Annotated in this window: 18 protein-coding genes and 1 tRNA gene; 9 read left to right on the forward strand and 10 right to left on the reverse strand. The window is 69.0% G+C overall.

The genetic code is table 11. The features are described 5' to 3' along the window. Position 1: 1 nt before the first annotated feature. Entirely contained in the window at positions 2 to 190 is a 189-nt protein-coding gene (locus tag LOS78_RS06140) for a zinc-finger domain-containing protein (RefSeq protein ID WP_028711447.1), read from the reverse strand. Between the two features lie 69 nt (positions 191 to 259). Between LOS78_RS06140 and LOS78_RS06145 the strand changes: the two genes are divergently transcribed. Beyond that, positions 260 to 1,219: an ABC transporter ATP-binding protein gene (locus LOS78_RS06145; RefSeq protein ID WP_230376174.1), complete on the forward strand. Its 960-nt coding sequence runs from the start codon at positions 260 to 262 to the stop codon at positions 1,217 to 1,219. Here LOS78_RS06145 and LOS78_RS06150 read toward each other — a convergent pair. Beyond that, positions 1,207 to 1,581, reverse strand: a complete 375-nt coding sequence (locus LOS78_RS06150) for a histidine triad nucleotide-binding protein (RefSeq protein ID WP_028711449.1) — start codon at positions 1,579 to 1,581, stop codon at positions 1,207 to 1,209. The two genes, LOS78_RS06145 and LOS78_RS06150, sit on opposite strands and share 13 nt — an antisense overlap. Positions 1,582 to 1,594: 13 nt before the next feature. Then, positions 1,595 to 3,172, reverse strand: a complete 1,578-nt coding sequence (locus LOS78_RS06155; protein WP_028711450.1) for a DUF5928 domain-containing protein — start codon at positions 3,170 to 3,172, stop codon at positions 1,595 to 1,597. Between the two features lie 157 nt (positions 3,173 to 3,329). Between LOS78_RS06155 and LOS78_RS06160 the strand changes: the two genes are divergently transcribed. From LOS78_RS06160 to LOS78_RS06175, 4 genes are all read left to right on the forward strand, one after another. Next, positions 3,330 to 4,148, forward strand: a complete 819-nt coding sequence (locus LOS78_RS06160) for a sulfotransferase family protein (protein ID WP_028711451.1) — start codon at positions 3,330 to 3,332, stop codon at positions 4,146 to 4,148. A gap of 291 nt (positions 4,149 to 4,439) precedes the next feature. After that, a complete protein-coding gene (gene rpmF, locus LOS78_RS06165) occupies positions 4,440 to 4,646 on the forward strand; it encodes a 50S ribosomal protein L32 (protein WP_011748153.1) in 207 nt (68 codons plus the stop codon). 17 nt (positions 4,647 to 4,663) lie between these two features. Beyond that, entirely contained in the window at positions 4,664 to 5,776 is a 1,113-nt protein-coding gene (plsX, locus tag LOS78_RS06170; RefSeq protein WP_230376178.1) for a phosphate acyltransferase PlsX, read from the forward strand. Continuing rightward, the gene (locus LOS78_RS06175; protein ID WP_230376180.1) at positions 5,776 to 6,747 is read left to right on the forward strand and encodes a beta-ketoacyl-ACP synthase III; all 972 of its coding nucleotides are present in this window, start codon (positions 5,776 to 5,778) and stop codon (positions 6,745 to 6,747) included. Before plsX ends, LOS78_RS06175 begins: the two co-directional genes overlap by 1 nt. Before the next feature lie 4 nt (positions 6,748 to 6,751). Here LOS78_RS06175 and LOS78_RS06180 read toward each other — a convergent pair whose 3' ends face one another. Continuing rightward, positions 6,752 to 7,027: a DksA/TraR family C4-type zinc finger protein gene (locus tag LOS78_RS06180; protein ID WP_028711454.1), complete on the reverse strand. Its 276-nt coding sequence runs from the start codon at positions 7,025 to 7,027 to the stop codon at positions 6,752 to 6,754. Between the two features lie 211 nt (positions 7,028 to 7,238). Here LOS78_RS06180 and ihfA point away from each other — a divergent pair, with 211 nt between their 5' ends. The 4 genes from ihfA (at position 7,239) to LOS78_RS06200 (ending at position 9,473) form a co-directional block, all read left to right on the forward strand. Then, positions 7,239 to 7,547 (forward strand): integration host factor subunit alpha, encoded by a 309-nt coding sequence (gene ihfA / locus LOS78_RS06185; RefSeq protein ID WP_011748157.1) that lies wholly within the window; start codon positions 7,239 to 7,241, stop codon positions 7,545 to 7,547. After that, on the forward strand, positions 7,547 to 8,143 hold the full coding sequence (locus LOS78_RS06190; RefSeq protein ID WP_028716439.1) for a MerR family transcriptional regulator: 597 nt from the start codon (positions 7,547 to 7,549) through the stop codon (positions 8,141 to 8,143). The genes ihfA and LOS78_RS06190 overlap by 1 nt, the downstream gene beginning before the upstream one ends. 124 nt (positions 8,144 to 8,267) lie before the next feature. Beyond that, positions 8,268 to 8,345 (forward strand) — tRNA-Pro (locus LOS78_RS06195). 60 nt (positions 8,346 to 8,405) lie between these two features. After that, a complete protein-coding gene (locus LOS78_RS06200; protein WP_230376182.1) occupies positions 8,406 to 9,473 on the forward strand; it encodes a 2'-deoxycytidine 5'-triphosphate deaminase in 1,068 nt (355 codons plus the stop codon). Between the two features lie 83 nt (positions 9,474 to 9,556). Here the strand turns inward: LOS78_RS06200 and LOS78_RS06205 are convergent, their stop codons facing one another. The 6 genes from LOS78_RS06205 to argS all read right to left on the reverse strand — a co-directional run bounded on the left by LOS78_RS06205 (position 9,557) and on the right by argS (position 15,288). After that, on the reverse strand, positions 9,557 to 9,745 hold the full coding sequence (locus LOS78_RS06205) for a hypothetical protein (protein ID WP_230376184.1): 189 nt from the start codon (positions 9,743 to 9,745) through the stop codon (positions 9,557 to 9,559). Positions 9,746 to 9,769: 24 nt separating this feature from the next. Then, a complete protein-coding gene (gene scpB / locus LOS78_RS06210; RefSeq protein ID WP_230376187.1) occupies positions 9,770 to 10,432 on the reverse strand; it encodes an SMC-Scp complex subunit ScpB in 663 nt (220 codons plus the stop codon). Further along, positions 10,429 to 11,268 (reverse strand): ScpA family protein, encoded by an 840-nt coding sequence (locus tag LOS78_RS06215; RefSeq protein WP_230376189.1) that lies wholly within the window; start codon positions 11,266 to 11,268, stop codon positions 10,429 to 10,431. The genes scpB and LOS78_RS06215 overlap by 4 nt, the downstream gene beginning before the upstream one ends. 60 nt (positions 11,269 to 11,328) lie before the next feature. Continuing rightward, positions 11,329 to 12,315: a beta-N-acetylhexosaminidase gene (nagZ, locus tag LOS78_RS06220; RefSeq protein ID WP_230376191.1), complete on the reverse strand. Its 987-nt coding sequence runs from the start codon at positions 12,313 to 12,315 to the stop codon at positions 11,329 to 11,331. Between the two features lie 9 nt (positions 12,316 to 12,324). Beyond that, positions 12,325 to 13,473, reverse strand: coding sequence for an SPOR domain-containing protein (locus LOS78_RS06225; protein ID WP_230376193.1), 1,149 nt, complete (start codon positions 13,471 to 13,473; stop codon positions 12,325 to 12,327). Between the two features lie 69 nt (positions 13,474 to 13,542). Beyond that, positions 13,543 to 15,288, reverse strand: a complete 1,746-nt coding sequence (argS, locus tag LOS78_RS06230) for an arginine--tRNA ligase (RefSeq protein WP_028711463.1) — start codon at positions 15,286 to 15,288, stop codon at positions 13,543 to 13,545. Between the last annotated feature and the right edge of the window lie 181 nt (positions 15,289 to 15,469).

Genomic DNA, 15,469 nt, shown 5'->3' on the forward strand with positions numbered 1-15,469 from the left:
ATCAGTGATCGTCGTGCGCGTGTTCGCGGTCGATGACGAAGCGCTTGTCGCAATAGCCGCATTCGACCCAGCCGGTATCCTGCGGAATGGCCAGCCAGACGCGCGGATGGCCCAGTCCCCGCGCCTCGTCGCCGTCGCAGGCGACCTTCCACGAGGTGACGGTCTGGATCTCGGGGGCCGGGATGGTCATGGCGGTTCCTTGAGCTTTGACGACAAACGCGGTTAAACCGGCGGCGATCATAATGAACGCGAAGAGCCGATGCCAGCCCCCGCAAGCAGTCCGAACGCCATCGAAATCAGAGGCCTGACCAAGACCTATGCCGCCGCCGGCAAGGCGCCGGCGAAACATGCGCTCAAGGGGCTGGACCTGGCGATTCCCGCCGGCTCGATCTTCGGCCTGCTGGGCCCGAACGGCGCCGGCAAGTCCACCACCATCAACATCCTGGCCGGGCTGGTGCGCAAGAGCGCCGGTCAGGTGACGATCTGGGGCTTCGACCAGGACGTGAACCCGCGCCAGTCCCGCGCCGCCATCGGCGTCATGCCGCAGGAGCTGAACATCGACCCCTTCCTGACCCCGCGCGCCAGCCTCGAGGTGCAGGCCGGCCTCTACGGCGTGCCGAAGCGCGAGCGCTGGACCGACGAACTGCTGGAGCTGGTCGGGCTGACGGATCAGGCGGAAAGCTATTCGCGCCACCTCTCGGGCGGCATGAAGCGGCGGCTCTTGCTGGCCAAGGCGCTGGTGCACCGGCCGCAGATCCTCGTGCTGGACGAACCGACGGCGGGCGTCGACATCCAGCTGCGCGAGATGCTGTGGCGCAACGTGCGGCGGCTGAACGACCAGGGGATGACCATCATCCTGACCACGCATTACCTGGAAGAGGCCGAAGAGATGTGCGACCGCATCGCCATCATCGACCACGGCGCGCTGATCCTGTGCGAGGATACCGCCGCCCTGCTCGGCCGGGCCGATTCCAAGACGCTGGTGGTCGATACCGGCGAAGGCCGCGCCCTGCCCGCCCTGCCCGAAGGCGTGCGGGTCGAGCGGCGCGGCGACGGCCGGCTCGCCCTCAGCTACGCGCCCTCGCGCATTCCGGCGGACCGGCTGATCGACGCGCTGCGCGAAGCCGGGCTGGCGATTCGCGACGTCGCGGTCGAGGCGCCGGACCTTGAGGATGTCTTCGTCCAGCTGACCTCGCGCCCCGCGCCTCAGCCCGGCTGAACCATGCGGCCCATCGGGCGGCCGCCCAGGATGTGCATGTGGAAATGCGGCACCTCCTGCACGCCGTCCGGCCCGGCATTGGTGATGGCGCGGAAGCCCCGGCCGCCGTCCAGCGCCACGCCCAGCTCGCGGGTGACTTTCGCCACGGCGCGGTGGAAATCCACGATCTCGGCCTCCGAGGCATTCGCGGCGAAATCGTCATAGCTGACATAAGCCCCCTTGGGGATCGCCAGCACATGCACCGGCGCCTGCGGCCGGATGTCGCGAAAGACCAGCGTATGCTCGGTCTCCAGCACCGTATCATTGGGGATCTCGCCGCGCAGGATGCGGGCGAAGATGTTGCTGTCGTCATAGGCGGGCATGGCGGTTCTCTCCTCAATCGTCGAACAGGTATTCGGTCCGGGCCAGCGCCAGCGCGGCCGTGGCCGGCACGTCCAGGAAACGCGCCAGCTGCGCGGCGTTCTCCTCGGGCGGGCGCCAGGGGGCGATGGCGTGGAAACCGGCGAAATCCATGTCGCGCAGCCGCTCGGCCTCGTGCTCCAGATCGGCGCGCACCGTCGGCAGCAGCCGCTCGATCACCTCGGGCGCCGTCTCGGCCCCGGCCAGGCCCACCCGGGCGATATGGCCGCGCAGATAATCGTCGTCGAAACGCGAATCGATCAGCAGCAGCCGGGTGTCGGCCTTGTCCGAGGTCAGGTCCTGGATCAGATGCAGCGCCGAAGGGTCCAGGCACAGCACCAGCCGGTTCGATTCGAAATGCTCGAACAGCAGCCGGATCAGCGCCCGCCGATGCCGGTCGCGCTTCTCGATGGTGGTCTCGACCCCGCCCAGATCGGGCAGATGCGCCCGATGCTCGTTGAAGACGAAATCCACCGCCGGGATCGGGGTCTGCGTCCGGATCGCGGCGGTCAGGCGCTTGGCGACATGCCATTTCTTGGCCACCACCAGCAGCAGCGTATTGGCCCGGCCCAGGCTGCCCTCGGCCTCCCAGAACCGCTGGCCGAAGCGCCGCCCGACCCGGCCCCGCGCGGTCAGGAAGCGAAAGAGCCCGGTCGCCTCGTTCGAGATCGGGAAATGCACCCCGCGCGCCGCCCAAAGCGCGCCCAGCCGCTCGCGCAGCCGGATCGCCTCGGGGCTGATCTTGCGCGCAAACAGATAGTCCTGCCCGACCAGAAGGTCGTAATGGTCGTTATAGAAGGTGACCGGCATCCCGTAATCGGTGAAGATCAGATAGGTCAGCGTGCGCGCCCGGATTTCCTTCCGCGGCACGACATGCGGCACGATGGTCTGGAAGAAGGTCTCGTCGGGGATCCAGGTGGTCGAGAAAAACCGCAGCACGTCCGGGCGGGTGGCGCAGAAATCCAGCACCTTCTCGACCGTCTGGCGGCGCAGGCACCACCATTGCGACCCGATCATCACCTGGATGTCGGCGGGCACCGGCCGGGTCAGGCCCAGGCGCTTCTGCAGGTCGTAGCTGGCATAGAACAGCCATTTCCGCGTCCGCTCGTTGAACCAGTGCCGGTAGATCAGCCGCTCTTCCTTGAAGCCGGTCTTGATCCAGTCCGATTCGAAGAAGTCGAAATTCTCGATATAGTCGCAATCTTCGGCGTCCAGGAAGGCATGGGCATATTCCGCCGACTTGATCGGCATGCAGTCGCCCGACAGCATGTAGAAATGCGTGGCCTGCGGAAAGGCGACGACGGCGGCGCGCACCGCCTCCAGCGTGGCGCCGACCAGCGACCATTCGCCCCAGCCGCATTTCCAGCGCCGCTGCGCGAAGGCGACCGAGGGGTTGTCGGCCAGGGCCGCGCGGATCAGCTCGAAATCCCGGGGCTTGGCGCGGCCGTCGAAATGGATCGACACGTAATCGCCCGAGGCCGTCAGCCGGCGTGCCTGCGCCACCACGCCCTTGGGATCCTTGTGGCAGAGCAGAATGAAGGCAATCCGTGCCATCGATACAGCCATCCCCTCCGGTTCGCGCCGGCGCATGCTCCACAGCAGGTTGAATCTCTGCCGCTGATTTGCTTTGTGTCCTTACCGATTTTGGCCGCAGGGGCAACCCGGCCGAGCCCGCCCCGGCCGGCGCAGTTTTTTGAAGGGAATGAGAGTTATGGGTTTTCCAGGAACCTGGATGACGGAAAGCGAAAGCATGGTCTATCGCGTCGTCCCGAAATGCGCCTGTTCCTCGATCGGGCAGATCATGTTCTATTCCGACCATGGCCGCTATTTCGACGGCGACATCCACGATTCCACCAGCGGGCTGCACAAATGGAACCAGCCCGAAAGCCAGCAGCTCATCGAAAGCAACGTCAAGGCACACAAGGCGCTGACCTTCACCTGCGTAAGGAATCCCTATGCGCGCATCCTGTCCTCGTTCTTCGACAAGATCGCCGGCATCCAGAGAAACGGCAAGCGTTACCGCGGCAATCTCGTGCCGCAGCTGATGCAGCGCTACGGCGTCGACGTGGGCAGCCCGGAGAACGGCTTCGAATTCGACCAGGTCGCCAGCTTCCGCCGCTTCCTGCTGTTTGCACGCGACACCATCCGCTGGCGCCGGCCGATGGAGCCGGACATCCACTGGTCGGCCATGTCCGGCCATATCTCGACCTTCATCGTGAACGGCGGCCGCTACGACCAGATCTTCTTCACCGAGAAGTTCAACGAGGGCATGCAGAAGGTGCTGGATGCCGCGCCGACCCCGGTCAGGCTCGACGTCAACGACGTGCCCAAGTTCAACGAATCCGAAGGCCACGGCCCCAAGCGCGCCCACAAGGTCAGCGATTATTTCGACGACCTGTCGCGGCATCTGGTCTGGGAAATCTACAAGAAGGATTTCCAGCTCTTCAAATACGACTTCGACGACCCCGACAACAAGCTGCCGAAGAACGAGATCGACCTCGACGAGGTCCATGCCAAGCTCGGCCGCTGAACCCGCCGCGCCCCCCGGCGCCCGGCTTCTTTCTTGCCCAAATATCCCCGCCGGAGGCAGCGGCGCGCATGCGCCGCTTCTCTTGCAGATTCCCCTTGCGAAATGCGGAAATCCCGCTATTTTGCCGCCTTCATTCGACCGGCGGGGGAATCCCGGACCGCGGCCCCCGCTCTGCGACCCGTTTTCGCGTCTTGCGGCCAACGCTCCAGTGGCCTATGCCCGCCCCAGACACGAACACCGAATCCGGGGCCGCCCAGCCGGGTTGCCCCCCGAACCACTTGAGGTTGAGACATGGCCGTCCCTCAGAACCGAGTTACCCGCTCCCGCCGCAACATGCGCCGTTCGCATGATGCGCTCGTCGCCGGCAACCCGAACGAATGCTCGAACTGCGGCGAGCTGAAGCGCCCGCATCACGTCTGCCCCTCCTGCGGCCATTATGCCGACCGCGAGGTCGTGGCGCAGGCCAATGAGGTCGATCTGGACGAAGACGCGGCCTGAGCGGACCGACCGCGGATATGGCTTCGGCAGATTCCAGCACTCTGCCTCGCGCCCCTGGCGACGGGGGCGGCGTGGTGATCTCGGTCGACGCGATGGGCGGCGACCGGGGTCCGGCGACGGTGGTCGCCGGCATGGCCGAAAGCGCCGGGAAGAATCCCGATATCCGTTTCATCGTCCACGGCCCGCAGGCCGAGCTGCAGCGGCTGATCGGCCGCCGCGGCGATCTGCTGCAGCGTTGCGACATCCGCGACGCGGCCGGCGTCGTGACCATGGACGACAAGCCCAGCCAGGTGCTGCGCAAGGGCGAGGGCACCTCGATGTGGTCAGCCCTCGAATCGGTGCGCCGGGGCGAGGCGACCGCCGCCGTGTCCTGCGGCAATACCGGCGCGCTGATGGCGCTCTCGATGCTGCGGCTGCGCAAGCTGCCCGGCGTGAACCGCCCCGCCATCGCCTGCCTCTGGCCCTCGCGCAATCCGCAGGGCTTCAACGTCATGCTGGATGTGGGCGCCGATATCCGCGCCGATGCGCAGGACCTGCTGACCTATGCGCTGATGGGCGCCTCCTATGCCCGCAACGGCTTCGGGCTGGAGCGGCCGCGCGTCGGCCTGCTGAACGTCGGCACCGAGGAACACAAGGGCCGGCCCGAGCTCAAGCAGGCCCATGAACTCATCCCCACCACGGCGCAGGCGGCGAATTTCGACTATGTCGGCTTCGTCGAGGGCGGCGACCTGCCCTCGGCCCGCGTCGATGTGATCGTGACGGACGGCTTCACCGGCAATGTCGCGCTGAAGACCGGCGAGGGCACGGCGAAGCTGGTGGGCGAGCTGCTGAAGGAAGCCTTCGGCAAGTCGGTGATGTCGAAATTCGCGGCGCTTCTGACCATGGGCTCGCTCAAGCGGCTGCAAAAGCGCATCGACCCGCGCCGCGTCAATGGCGGCGTCTTCCTGGGACTGAACGGGACGGTGGTGAAATCGCACGGCTCGGCCGATGCGACCGGCGTCTCGGCGGCGATCAAGCTGGCCTTCCGGCTGGCGCAATCCGGCTTCCAGGACCGGCTGGCGGCGCGCGTGGCGCAATCCGTCGCGGCGGCCAGCCAAATCAACGGCAGCAAGGAAAGCGAGGCGTCCTGATGCGGCGTGCGATCGTCCGGGGAACCGGCCATTACCTGCCCGAACGCGTGGTCGAGAACAGCTGGTTCGAGGACAAGCTGGACACCAGCGACGAATGGATCCGCGCCCGCACCGGCATCGAGCGGCGCCATTTCGCCGCCGAGGACCAGGGCACCAGTGACCTGGCCATCCGGGCGGCGCAGGCGGCGCTGGCCGATGCGGGCATCGAGGCCGGGCAGGTCGATGCGGTGATCGTGGCGACCTCGACCCCCGACCTGACCTTCCCCTCGGTCGCGACCATGGTGCAGGCGGGCCTGGGCATGCGCGGCGGCTTCGCCTATGACCTGCAGGCGGTCTGCGCCGGCTTCGTCTATGCGCTGGCCAATGCCGATGCGATGATCCGTTCGGGCCTGGCCGAGCGCGTGCTGGTCATCGGGGCCGAGACCTTCAGCCGCATCATGGACTGGAGCGACCGCGGCACCTGCGTGCTTTTCGGCGACGGCGCCGGCGCCGTGCTGCTGGAAGCGGCCGAGGGCGAGGGCGTCGCCGCCGACCGCGGCATTCTCGCCACCGACCTGAACAGCGACGGGCAGTATCGCGACCTGCTCTATGTCGATGGCGGCGTCGCCTCGACCGGCACGGCCGGGCATCTGCGCATGCAGGGCAACCTGGTGTTCCGCCACGCGGTCGAGAAGCTGGCCGACACCGCGCATCGCGCGCTGGACAAGGCCGGGCTGACCGCCGAGCAGGTGGACTGGCTGGTGCCGCACCAAGCCAATCTGCGCATCATCGAGGCCACGGCCAAGCGCATGCATCTGCCGATGGAAAAGGTGGTGCTGACGGTCGCCGACCATGGCAATACCTCGGCGGCCTCGATCCCGCTGGCGCTTTCCGTGGCCAATGCCGAAGGCCGCTTCCAGCCCGGCGACGTGCTGGTGGCCGAGGCGATCGGCGGCGGCCTCGCCTGGGGTTCCGTCGTCCTGCGCTGGTAAGCCGTTATTTCAGCTGCGAATCCTTCGACCCGCGCCGATTGATCCCTCCGGCCGGCCGCCAGGCCCTGTCGCGGCCGGACTGGCAGTCGACGCAAAGCCGCACGCCCGGAATCGCCTGCCGCCGGGCCTCGGGAATCGGCTCGTCGCATTCCTCGCAGAAGTCTGCGCTTTCCCGCGCGCCGGCCTGCGCATTGCGCAGCCGCATGCGCTCGATGGCCTCCTGCGTCGAGACCTCGATCTGTTCGTTCACCGCGTCGTCGCGCGCCCAGCCGCCAGCCATATCCTTCCGGTCCCGCCTGTCCTTCGTCCTCAAGATAGGCGCGCATTGCCGCATTTCCAAGCGGGCTGCGGGGCTGCTTGCGCGGGGTCTTGCCGGTAAGGCGCGAATAATGCGGGACAAAATCGGCCGTTGAGGGAACGGAATCGGGTCGGGGTTGTTGACTCGGCGCCGTAAAGAAATCATCCTTCGCAGCATTCGAGAGGTTTCCGAGATGAGCGACTCTACCCTGACCCGCATGGACCTGGCCGAGGCCGTGTTCCGTGAGGTGGGTCTGTCCCGCCACGAATCGGCCCAGCTTGTCGAAAGCGTGCTTGGCCATATCTCGGACGCGCTGGTGCGCGGCGAGCAGGTCAAGATATCGTCTTTCGGCACGTTTTCGGTCCGCGACAAGAACGAGCGCATCGGCCGCAACCCCAAGACCGGGGAAGAGGTGCCGATCACGCCCCGCCGGGTGCTGTCCTTCCGGCCGTCGCATCTGATGAAGGATCGCGTGGCGGCAGGGAACAGGCGCAAGGGCTGATGAGCAAGTCCCCCGACGCCTTCAGATCCATCGGAGAGGTTTCGCGCCTCGTGGGCGTCGCGCCGCATGTGCTGCGCTATTGGGAATCGCAATTCACGCAGCTCGCGCCGGTGAAACGCGCCGACGGGCGCCGCTATTACCGGCCTGACGACGTCCGGCTGGCGGCGGGTCTGTGCCAGGTCCTGCGCGAGGAAGGGCTCAGCATCCGCGGCGCAAAGCGGCTGATCGCCGCCGACCGGGGCACCGCCCTGCGAGAGATCGGCGCCGCCCGTCTGGGCGAGACCCTGGGCGATGCCGCCCCGTCCCAGCGCCCGGCCCCGGCCGTACGCCTGGCCCCGCCCCGCGCGGCCGAACCCCCTGCCCCGGCTTCGCCCCCTGCGCCGCAGCGTCCCGCCAGACAGCCTTCCCCCCCGCCATCCGCACCGGAATCGCTGCCGCTTTTCGCCGCCCTCGTCCCGGCGGCCGGTCCCGCGCCCGACGACTGGCTGGGCCGGCTCGCCGCCACCGCGCTTGCGCTGCGCCTGCATGAGCTGCAGGGCAAGTCTCTGCCCGAAGGGGCGAAAACCCTGCGCGACGCGCTGTCGGCCCCCCGCTGACCCGCATGACCGGCCGCCCAGCAGCCGCAAGCGGCGGCCCGACCACCGCAATCGAAATTCCTGCCGAAATTTCCGTGCTTCGCCCCTTGTGCTGGCGGCCCGCTTCGCTCTATATGCCCCTCGTCGGGCCGTGGCGCAGCCTGGTTAGCGCGTCCGTCTGGGGGGCGGAAGGCCGCGAGTTCGAATCTCGCCGGCCCGACCATTCCGAAAACGCCCATCCCCATCCGGGGGTGGGCGTTTCCTTTTGCCGAAAGGGTTTCGCGTGAACGGTGTGCTTCCCGATTCGTCCCTGCGCCAGCTGATCGCCAGCGGCGCGATCTCGGCGGACCAGCCGATCCTGCCCGAACAGGTCCAGCCCGCCAGCCTCGACCTGCGGCTGGGGGCGACCGCCTGGCGGCTGCGCGCCTCGTTCCTGGCCGGGCGCGGGCGCAAGGTCAGCGACCGGCTCAAGGATTTCGAGATGCACCGCATGGACCTCACCGAGGGCGCGGTGCTGGAAAAGGGCTGCGTCTATCTGGTCCCGCTGATGGAGCGGCTGTCGCTGCCCGCCGGCCTCGACGCGGTCGCCAACGCCAAAAGCTCGACCGGGCGGCTCGACCTGCTGACGCGGCTGGTCACCGACGAGGGCACCGAATTCGACCGCCTGCCCGAGGGCTATGACGGCCCGATCTATGCCGAGATCTGCCCGCGCAGCTTCTCGGTTCTGGTGCGGCCCGGCATGCGGCTGAACCAGCTGCGACTGCGGCAAGGCCAAGCGGTGCTGACGGATGCCGAGCTGCGCGACCTGCATGCCGCCGAGCCCCTGGTCACCGGCGAGGCGCTGATCGACGACGGCCTGGGCTTCTCGGTCGATCTGCGCCCCGCGGCGGGGGATCTGGTCGGCTACCGCGCCCGGCCGCATAGCGGCGTCATCGACCTCGACCGCATCGGCGCCTATCAGGCCCGCGACTTCTGGGACGCGCTGCGCACCACGGACGGGCAACTGATCCTCGACCCCGGCGCCTTCTATATCCTGGTCAGCCGCGAATCGGTGGCGATCCCGCCCGATTACGCCGCCGAGATGGCGCCCTACCTGGCCATGGTGGGCGAGTTCCGGGTGCATTACGCCGGCTTCTTCGACCCCGGCTTCGGCCATGGCGCGGCGGGACAAGGCGCGCGCGGCGTGCTCGAGGTGCGCTGCCACGAGGCGCCCTTCGCGCTGGAACATGGCCAGGTCGTCGGCCGGCTGGTCTATGAGCGCATGGCCGCCCGCCCCGACCGGCTCTATGGCAGCGGCATCGCCTCGAACTACCAGGGCCAGGGTCTGAAGCTCGCCAAGCAATTCGCCTAGCACCGCGGCCCAGGACCGGCCTTCCTTCTTGCCCAAATATCCCGGGGGAGTCGCGCGCCAGCGCGACGGGGGCAGAGCCCCCTTTACCGCATCCGCCTGGTGATGCGCGCCGCCTGGCGGGCACGCTTCGCCGCCTCGCGCGCGGCCTTGTCGCGGCTTTTCTGCTGCGGGTTCCGCGGCGCGCCGGGCTTTGGCGCAGTCGCCCGCCGGATGCCCCAGTTCAGCAGCCGCCGGGCGACCATGCGGGTCAGCATATTGATGAACTGGTTCATGTTCATTGCGTTACGTCCCGATCTTCATTCGTCTTCGAACAGATCCTCGGCCATGGCTCCGCTCTCCTCGCCGTCCTCGTCGCGGAACAGGCCCGCCGCCATCTCCTCGCCGGGCGAGCGCGATTCCAGCAGGCCCGCCGCCCGCAGCTCCGCCAGGCCCGGCAGGTCGCGGGCGCTTTCCAGGCCGAAATGGTCCAGGAAGGTCTCGGTCACCACGAAGGTCACCGGCCGACCGGGGGTCTGGCGGCGACGGCCCACACGGACCCAGTCCAGCTCGATCAGCTGGTCCAGCGTGCCGCGGCTGACGGCGACGCCGCGGATCTCCTCGATCTCGGCGCGGGTGACGGGCTGGTGATAGGCGATGATCGCCAGCGTCTCGGTCGCGGCGCGCGACAGGCGGCGGCTTTCCACCACGCTTTCCTGCATCAGGAAGCCCAGATCGGCGGCGGTGCGAAACGCCCAGGCATCGCCGACCCGCGCCAGCTGCACCCCCCGCCCTTCGTAGCGGGCGCGCAGGGCCTGCAGCGCCTCGGCCACGTCGCAGCCGGCCGGCAGGCGCGCGGCGATCTCGCGCTGGCTCATCGGCGCGGCCGAGGCGAACAGGACGGCCTCGATCATGCGCTCCTGCTCGGCCAGCGGCGGCGGCGGGAAACGCTGCGGGTCGGCGGCGGTCTTGTCCTGGCTCATTGCGGGCGCCTGCGGATGGTGATCGGGGCGAAGGTGCCGGCCTGGGCGATCTCGACCGCGCCCTGCCGCGCCAGTTCCAGCGTGGCGGCGAAGGTCGCCGCGGTGGCCGAGCGGCGGCGCTGCGGATCGGTCTCCCAGCCGTCGGGCAGGAAGGTGGAAAGCGCGGTCCAGTCGCCGGCGAAGCCGATCAGCCCGCGCACCCGGTCCAGCGCCTGTTCCATGGTAAAGACGTCGCGGCGGTCGAAGGCATAGGGCCGGAACTCGTCGCGGGTGCGCAGCCGGGCATAGGCGCGCATCAGGTCGATCAGCCCGGCCTGCCAGGCGACCTGGCGCTGGCGGGCCACGGTTTCCGGCGCGCCGCGCGCAAAGCGGTCCTGCCCCAGCCGGTCGCGGGCCATCAGCCGCGCCGCCGCCTCGCGCATGGCGTTCAGCCGTTCCAGCTGGAAGGCCAGATGCGCCGCCAGCTCTTCGGCCGAGGGCCCTTCGGCCTCGGGATCCGGCGGCAGCAGCAGGCGCGATTTCAGATAGGCGAGCCAGGCCGCCATGACCAGGTAATCCGCCGCCAGCTCGATGCGCAGCGCCCGCGCCTCCTCGACGAAGGCGAGATACTGGTCGGCAAGCTCCAGCACCGAGATCTGCATCAGGTCGACCTTCTGCGTGCGCGACAGCGTCAAGAGCAGGTCCAGCGGCCCCTCGAAGCCCGAGACGTCGACGACCAGCACCTCCTCGGCGCGGCGCTCGGCCGCCGGCTGCGGCGCCAGCCCCGGCAGATGCGGCGCCGGCCCGGCATCGGGAAGCGGATCGGGCACGGGGGTCAGATAGGGCACCTTGGTCATGACGCTTCCGGGCAGATGGGTCTGCGCAGAATCCGCCAATGCCCGGGCTTAGTCAACCGATCAGGCCGCCAGCCCGCCAAGCGCCGCCAGTTCGGCCCGCAGCGCGGCGGTGTCCCCGGCCAGGGGCGCGCGGCGCAGGGCCAGCGCCGCCTCGGCCCGCAGGGCGGCGCGGGGGGACATGCTCCCGGCCGCGGCGACGATCTCCTCCATCTGCGCCGGCGTTTCGTTGCAGGACAGCACCAGGTCGCAGCCGGCGGCGATGGTGGCGGCGGCGCGTTCGGCCGGGCTGCCCGACAGCGCCTGCATGCCGATATCGTCCGACATCAGCAGCCCGTCAAAGCCGATCTCGCGCCGGATCAGGTCGATCACCGCGGCTGAGGCGGTGGCGGGCGCATCGTCGATGGCGGTAAAGCGGATATGCGCGGTCATCGCCATCGGCAGGTCGGCCAGCGCCCGGAACGGGGCGAAATCCGTGGCGCGCAGCTCGTCCAGCGCAGCCTCGACCACCGGCAGGTCCTTGTGGCTGTCCACCCGCGCCCGGCCATGGCCCGGCATGTGCTTGACCACCGGCAGCACCCCGGCGGCCAGCATCGCCTGGGCGGCGGCGCGGCCCAGGCGGATCACCGTATCGGCATCCGGGCCGAGGCAGCGGTTCCGCAGGAAGGGATGGGTGTCGTCGCGGGCGATATCGAGCACGGGGGCGCAATCCGCGTCGATGCCCACGGCGCGCAATTCCTGCGCCAGCAGGTGATGGTGCAGCCAGATCGCCCGCTCGCCGCGCCCGGCCTGATCCAGCGGCGCCGGCCAGTCGGTCCAGTGCGGCGCGCGCATGCGCTGCACGCGCCCTCCCTCCTGATCGATCAGCACCGGGGCGTCGCGGCCCACCGTCTCGCGCAGCGCGTCGGTCAGCCGGCGCAGGCGGTCCGGCGTGTCGACATTGCGCGCGAACAGGATGAAGCCCCAAGGATCGGCGGCGCGGAAGAAATCGCGCTCGGCCCGGCTCAGGTCCGGGCCGGCGATGCCGCCGAGGATGGTGGCGCCGATCATCTCAGCGGCTCATTTCGCCGCGGCGGGAATGCAGTCCACGCCCTCGGCGATCAGCGCCGCGCAGAAGCGCCGCGCCTCGTCTCGCGAGGCGAAACCCGAGGCGCGCAGCCGCCAGAAGGTGCGGCCATTGGCCTTGTGCTCCTGCACCACCATGCCCTTGCCGGCGAAAAGCGCGCCGAACTTGCCCGAGACGCGGTTCCATTCGCCCTTGGCCAGCGCATCGCTGTCAAAGGCGCCGATCTGCACCAGCGGCGCGCCCGAGGCGACCTGGGCCGGAGCCTGGGGGGCGGCGGGCGCCGGGGCATCGGGCGCCGCGGCCGGGCGGCTTTCGGCGGCAGCCGGGGTCGGCGACGGCGCCGGGGCGGCGGCATTGCTGGCGGCCACGCGGCGCGGACGCGGCGCGGGGCGCGGCGATTTCGCGATGGCGCCGGGGGCCGGGGCGGCGCCCGCCTCGGCCAGCGCCGTGGTGATGGCGATGTCGCGGGTCTCGTTGCCGGCCAGATCGGTCACCATCTCGTTCACCGGCGCATCGACAGCCGGGGCATCCGAGATCACCGCATTCTCGACCGCGTCGGGTTCGACGAGAGTCTCACCGTCGGGTCGGGCGATGACGCGCGCGGTTTCCTCGATCAGCGGCAACTCGACCGGGTGCGAGGGCTCCTGTGCGGTGGCGCCCAGCTCGCCCATGGGCACGTCCTGCCCGTCCAGAGGCGTCGCCGGCGGCGCGATGGCCACGCGGTCCACCCGGGCGGGCTCGGCGCCGGCGGCGACCGAGTTCACCGCAAGGCCGGTCCGCTCGGTCAGCTCGCCGCCCGGATTGTCGGGCGCGGTGCGGGCCTCGCCCTCGATGGCGCGAATCACCGGCACGCCCGAGACGTCGCGCACCACCAGCTTGAAGCCCCAGACCGCCAGGATCACGATCAGCCCGACCGAGATCAGCGCGCCCAGGTAATGCGTCAGCCGCGACAGCCGCCCCAGAAGCGAGGGCGATTCGGCCAGGGGCCCGGCATGGGCGTCATAGGCGTGATCGTCCCAGCCGTCCTCTTGCCAATCGTCCTGATAGCCCTGATGGCCTTGGCCATGGGGATAGTCATGCGACAGCCTGCCCGGCTGCGACCCGTCAAGCCCGCCCGAAGAGCGGAAATCCACTACCGTCATTCCTGCCTGCCTGCCGGTTGTCCCGACGCTGCTCGTTTATCTGCTCGTCCCCCGGCAGGGCGCCGTTTTTCAGCGCATTTCTTTGGCCGGAGTCACCCCCAAGATACCAAGACCGGCCGAAATGACAACGCCGACGGACCGCGCCAGCGCGATTTTCGCCGCCGTGGCCGCAGCATCGCCCTCTTGCAGGAAGCGCAGGGCGGCTTCGTCATTGCCGCGGTTCCACAGCGAATGCAGCTCGGAGGCGATATCATACAGGAAAAACGCGATCCGGTGCGGCTCATGCGCGCGGGCGGCGATTTCGACGGTGCGTGGCCATTCTGCAACTTTCCGGGCCAGCTCCAGCTGGGCGGGATGCGAAAGCCGGGCCAGATCCGCCCCGGCCAGCGCCGCATCCGAGATATCGACGCCCATCCCGGCGGCCTTGTTCAGCACCGAGTTCACCCGGGCGCTTGCGTATTGCACATACCAGACCGGATTGTCCTTGGACTGCTCCAGAACCTTGTCGAAGTCGAAATCCAGCGCCGCGTCGTTCTTGCGCGTCAGCATGTGGAAGCGGGTGACGTCGGCCCCCGCCTGCTCGACCACGTCGCGCAGGGTGACGAAGGTGCCGGCGCGCTTGGACATCTTGAAGGGCTCGCCGTTCTTGAACAGCTTGACCAGCTGGATCAGCTTGACGTCCAGCGGCACGCGGCCGTTCGACAGCGCCTTCACCGCCGCGGTCATGCGCTTGACATAGCCGCCATGGTCGGCGCCGAAGACGTCGATCAGCGCGTCGAAGCCGCGCTCGATCTTGTCCCAGTGATAGGCGATGTCCGGCGCGAAATAGGTCCAGGACCCGTCCGATTTCTTCACCGGCCGGTCCACGTCGTCGCCATGCGCGGTGGACCGGAACAGCGTCTGCTCGCGCGGCTCCCAATCCTCGGGGGTCTTGCCCTTGGGCGGCTCCAGCACGCCTTCATAGATCAGGTCCTGCTGCCGCAGCCGCTCGATCGCCGCCTCGATCCGGCCGGTGCCGTAAAGCGCCTTCTCGCTGGAAAACACGTCCATGTGGACGTTGAGCAGCGCCAGATCCGCGCGGATCATGTCCATCATCGCCTCGGTGGCGAAGGCGCGCACCTCGGCCAGCCATTCCTCCTCGGGCTTGTCCAGCAGGCTGGTGCCGTATTTCGCCTTCAGCGCCTCGCCCACCGGGATCAGGTAGTCGCCGGGATAAAGTCCCTCGCGGATCTCGGGCTCCAGCCCGTTGGCCTCGCGATAGCGTTCATAGGCGGACCGGGCCAGCACATCGACCTGCGCGCCGCCGTCGTTGATATAGTATTCGCGCGTGACCTCGTGGCCCGAGAAATCCAGCAGCGCCGCCAGCGCATCGCCGAAGACCGCGCCGCGGGTATGGCCGACATGCATCGGCCCGGTCGGGTTGGCGCTGACGAATTCGACGTTGATCCGCTGGCCCTTGCCCATCTCCGAGCGGCCGTAATCCGCGCCCTCGGTCAGCGCGGCGCGCAGCACGCCCTGCCATTCGCCGGGGGCCAGGCGCAGGTTCAGGAAGCCCGGCCCCGCCACCTCGGCCGAGACGATGCGCGGATCGGCGGCAAGGCGGGCAGCCAGCACCTCGGCGATATCGCGCGGCTTTTTCCCGGCGGGCTTGGCCAGCACCATGGCGGCGTTGGTGGCCATGTCGCCATGCGCGGCGTCTCGCGGCGGCTCGACCGTCACGTTCGCGGTGTCGAGGCCGGGGGGCAGCTCGCCGGCCTGCTCCATCTGCGCCAGCGCATCGAGGACCAGCGCGCGGATATCCGAAAAGAGGTTCATGGCTTCCATCCGTAAGATCGCGCCGGGATAGCGCCTGCCCAAGGGGGCCGTCAACCGCGCCGCGACCGCCGGCAAGCCGCCCCCGCGGCACGAAAACTCTGCATCAGATTGACGCAGACCGGGTTTTCGGCTAGGCCCGCGCTGTCTGCATCCGGCAGACAAGGCGAGGGGCGTGCGGAAA

The sequence above is a fragment of the Paracoccus sp. MA genome (assembly GCF_020990385.1).
Taxonomy (GTDB): domain Bacteria; phylum Pseudomonadota; class Alphaproteobacteria; order Rhodobacterales; family Rhodobacteraceae; genus Paracoccus.